This is a genomic window from Mesorhizobium sp. M2C.T.Ca.TU.002.02.1.1, assembly GCF_003997225.1.
In genome coordinates this window covers 1-3,679 of sequence record NZ_RZTO01000638.1, presented here as the reverse complement: position 1 = coordinate 3,679, position 3,679 = coordinate 1, and the positions used below count along the sequence as shown (strand labels likewise).

At 64.7% G+C, this 3,679-nt stretch carries 4 protein-coding genes; 3 read left to right on the top strand and 1 reads right to left on the bottom strand.

The window, feature by feature from the left end; translation table 11 throughout:
* Positions 1-535, bottom strand: a 535-nt coding sequence (gene ehuB, locus EOD07_RS26595) for an ectoine/hydroxyectoine ABC transporter substrate-binding protein EhuB (protein WP_245470503.1), incomplete at its 3' end; no start/stop codon positions are given.
* A 250-nt stretch (positions 536-785) separates the two neighbouring features.
* On the opposite strand from ehuB, the gene EOD07_RS26590 reads away from it, so the two are divergent.
* The 3 genes from EOD07_RS26590 to EOD07_RS26580 all read left to right on the top strand — a co-directional run.
* Positions 786-1,952, top strand: a complete 1,167-nt coding sequence (locus tag EOD07_RS26590) for a Xaa-Pro peptidase family protein (RefSeq protein ID WP_127237526.1) — start codon at positions 786-788, stop codon at positions 1,950-1,952.
* Positions 1,953-1,963: 11 nt separating this feature from the next.
* A complete protein-coding gene (locus EOD07_RS26585) occupies positions 1,964-3,151 on the top strand; it encodes a M24 family metallopeptidase (protein WP_127237525.1) in 1,188 nt (395 codons plus the stop codon).
* Positions 3,152-3,168: 17 nt separating this feature from the next.
* On the top strand, positions 3,169-3,679 hold a 511-nt coding region (locus tag EOD07_RS26580), incomplete at its 3' end, for an FAD-dependent oxidoreductase (protein WP_127237524.1).

The following is a 3,679-nucleotide window of genomic DNA, read 5'->3' as shown; positions in this document are numbered from 1 at the left end:
GCAGGACCACGAGCTGGCCCTGAGCGACGCCGGCATCCTTCGCGTAGCCGCCCTCGACGGCTCCCGCCATGACCGCGAGCTTGAGGTCGGAATTGTCCTTGAAGGTCGAATAGTCCTTCACCTTCTTCGGATTGCCCTTCTGCACGAGCATCGCCCCGCCGATGCCGTAGGACGGCTCGGAGAAGTTGATCTCGGCGCAGCGCTTGGGATTGATGAACATGCCGGCGGCGATGATGTCGAAGCGACCGGCCTTCAGGCCCGGAATGAGCGAGCCGAACTCGGTCAGCACGCCGTCGACCTGCTTGATGCCCATCTTGGCCAGCACCGCCTTGGCGACTTCCGGCGCCTCGCCGGTCAGCTTGCCGTCGGGCGTGGCGTATCCGAACGGCGCCTCGTTGGCGAAGCCGACCCGGATATAGCCGTCCTTCTTGGCGCGCTCCAGCGTGGTCTCGGCCAGCGCCGCTCCGGTGCCGGACAGCATGACAAGGCCCGCGCCGAGTCCAAGCGCGGTGCGGCGCGAAATTCTGATCGTCATCATCTTGCTCCCATTTTTGCGAAACCGCCGCCTAACCGACCCCTTTTTTCGGCATTGAGCAGCTTGAACGTATGGTTGCAGATTTTTCGTCGCGTTTCAATAGATGTGCACATCAATGATCCTTAGAAAACGAAAAATCCTTGACAAGCCTGAAATCAGAGATCGATATTGGCGATAGTTGTACACAACTTGCCTCAAGCAAAGGTGGGCAGAAATGAAGCTGCGGGGCAACGCATCCGGAGGGGAAAACATGCTGGACAAAAGCAGCGGCGAAGCGATCGCGCCCTATTTCGAGAGCGAGGAATTCGACCGGCGCCGCGACGCCGTCCGCCACGCCATGACGGGGCGGGGGATCGACACGCTGCTCGTCTCGGCGCCGGAGAACATCTTCTATCTGACCGGCCTCGATCACTGGGGCTATTTCGCGCCGCATATCCTGGTCGTTCCGGCCGACGGCGAAATGATCCTTTTGACGCGCGCGATGGAAAAGGTGACCATTGCCAACCAGGTCAGGAACGCGCGCTTCGAAGGGCACCATGACGGCGAGACGGTCGCCGACCTTTTGGGGCGTGTGCTTCCCGGCAGGCTCGGCTCCGTCGGCATCGAGTCGTGGTCGTCCGGCCTGCCGCATGGGCTTGCCGAGGCGCTGAAGGAACGCCTGAGCGCCGGGCGCTGGGTCGACGCCTCCGGCATCATCGACGACATCCGCATGGTCAAGAGCCCGGCCGAGCAGGCCTTGATGCGGGCGACCGCGAGAGTATCCGACGCCGGCGCGCAGGCCGCGATCGAAGCGATCGCGGAGGGTGCGAGCGAGCGCCACGTCGCGGCGGAAGCCGAGCGTGCCATGATCGAGGCGGGCGGCACGTTTCCCGGCTTCGGTCCGTTCATTCGCTCCACCCGGCGGCTCGGCGAGGAGCATACGACCTGGACGAGCGACCGGTTCGCTGCCGGCGATGCGGTCTTCCTCGAATTGACCGGCTGCGTCGCCCGCTACCACGCGCCTCTCGGCCGCCTGATCCATGTCGGCCACGCCGCGAAGGAGACCTATGAGATGGCCGCGCTGACGGCCGACGCCTTTGCGGCGGTGGTCGGCGCGATGCGGGAGGGCGTCCTCTTCCGTGATGTCTATGCGGCCTGGCAGGGCGTGGTCGACCATGCCGGCCTTTCGCATTACCGCCGGCATCATTGCGGCTATGTCGTCGGCATCGGCCTGCCGCCGAGCTGGACCGGCGGCAACAAGGTGACGGGCCTGCGCCGCGACAGCGACATCGTGCTCAAGACCGGCATGAGCTTCCACGTGCTCTCCTGGCTGATGGGTACCGGCCGTGGCGATTTCTTCATGTCCAACGCGGTGCTTCTTGGTCCCTCGGGCGCGGAGGTGCTGACCAGGACGCCCTCGGGCGTGACCGTGCGCTGAGGACATTGGCGATGCAGTTCGGCAAGAACAATACGCCGTTCGACAAGGAGGAGTTCGCCGCCAGGCTGGCGAAGACCAAGGCGCGCATGGCGCGAGCCGGGCTCGACGCGCTCTATGTGTCGGAGCCCGCCAACCTCAATTACCTCACCGGCTATGACGGCTGGTCCTTCTATGTCCACCAAGGCGTGCTTGTCGCGCAGGATGCAGCGCTTCCGGTCTGGATCGGACGCGGCCAGGACGTCAACGGCGCGAGGCTGACGACGATCCTGCCGCAGGAAAACATCGTCGGCTATTCCGACGACCATGTGCAATCTCAGGCGAAGCACCCGCTGCAGGCGGTGGCGCGCGTGATCCGCGAGCGCGGCCTCGAGCGCGCAACGATCGGCATCGAAGCGGATTCCTTCTATTTCACCGCGAAGTCGATTGACGTGCTGAAGGCGGAACTGCCGAACGCCCGCTTCGTCGATGCCGGCACGCTGGTCAACTGGGTCCGCGCGGTGAAGTCGGACGCCGAGATCGGGCTGATGCAACAGGCGGCGCGCATCGCCGAAAAGACGATGGCGCGGGCGATCGAGGTGATCGGCCCCGGTGTCCGCCAATGCGATGCCGCCGCCGAAATTCTCGCTACCGCCACGCATGGAACGGAGGCCTTTGGCGGCGACTACGCCGCGATCGCGCCATTGATGCCGACCGGCGTCGGCACCTCCTGTCCACATCTGACCTGGCGCGATGCCCCGTTCGCCGCGCCGGCCGGCACGACGGTCGAGATCGCCGGGGTCAGGCACCACTATCATGTGCCGCTGACGCGTACGGTCTATCTTGGCCAGCCGCCGCAAAAGATGCGCAAGGCCGCGGACGTGGTCGTCGAGGGACTCGAAGCGGCGCTCGGCGTGGCGAAGCCCGGCGCCGGTTCGCGTGACGTGCACGCCGCATGGACCAAGGCCATCGAGCGGCATGGCTTCTTCAAGGATTCGCGCTGCGGCTATTCGATCGGCCTCGGCTATCCGCCGGACTGGGGCGAGCGGACCATCTCGCTCCGCTCGATCGACGAGACGGTGCTGGAGCCGAACATGACGATCCACTTCATGCCGGGTCTGTGGCTGGACGATTGGGGCATCGCCATTTCGGAATCGATCCGCATCACCGAGACCGGCGTCGAAGCCTTCTGCGATTTCCCGCGCCGTCTCTTCGTCAAATAGAACCCAAGAAGCTTCCGATGCGCCGCTATTCGGCCCTTTCCATTCTCGCCAACGGGCTTGCCGGCCACAGGCACTGGCAGCGCGCCTGGCGCGCGCCGGAGCCGAAGCGCTCCTATGACGTCGTCATCATCGGCGGTGGCGGCCACGGGCTGGCGACGGCCTTCTATCTCGCCGAGAACCACGGCATCCGCAATGTCGCGGTGATTGAGAAAGGCTATGTCGGCGGCGGCAATGTCGGCCGCAACACGACGGTCATCCGCTCGAACTATCTGCTCGACGGCAATACCCAGTTCTACGAATTCTCGATGAAGCTGTGGGAGGGTCTGACGCATGAGCTGAACTTCAACGTCATGTTCTCGCAGCGGGGCCAGATCGTCACCGCCCACTCGGCCGACCAGCTCGACTTCTTCAGCTATCGGGCCAATGTCATGCGGCTGAACGGCATCGACGCCGAGATCCTGAGCCGTGACGACCTTCGCCGCTTGGTGCCCTATCTGGATTACTCCGACACGGCGCGCTTTCCGGTCC

What these genes read in the sequence shown, in the direction of transcription:
- EOD07_RS26590 (WP_127237526.1), top strand. Translation starts at nt 786, where the DNA reads ATGCTGGACAAAAGCAGCGGCGAAGCGATCGCGCCCTATTTCGAGAGC.
- EOD07_RS26585 (WP_127237525.1), top strand. Translation starts at nt 1,964, where the DNA reads ATGCAGTTCGGCAAGAACAATACGCCGTTCGACAAGGAGGAGTTCGCC.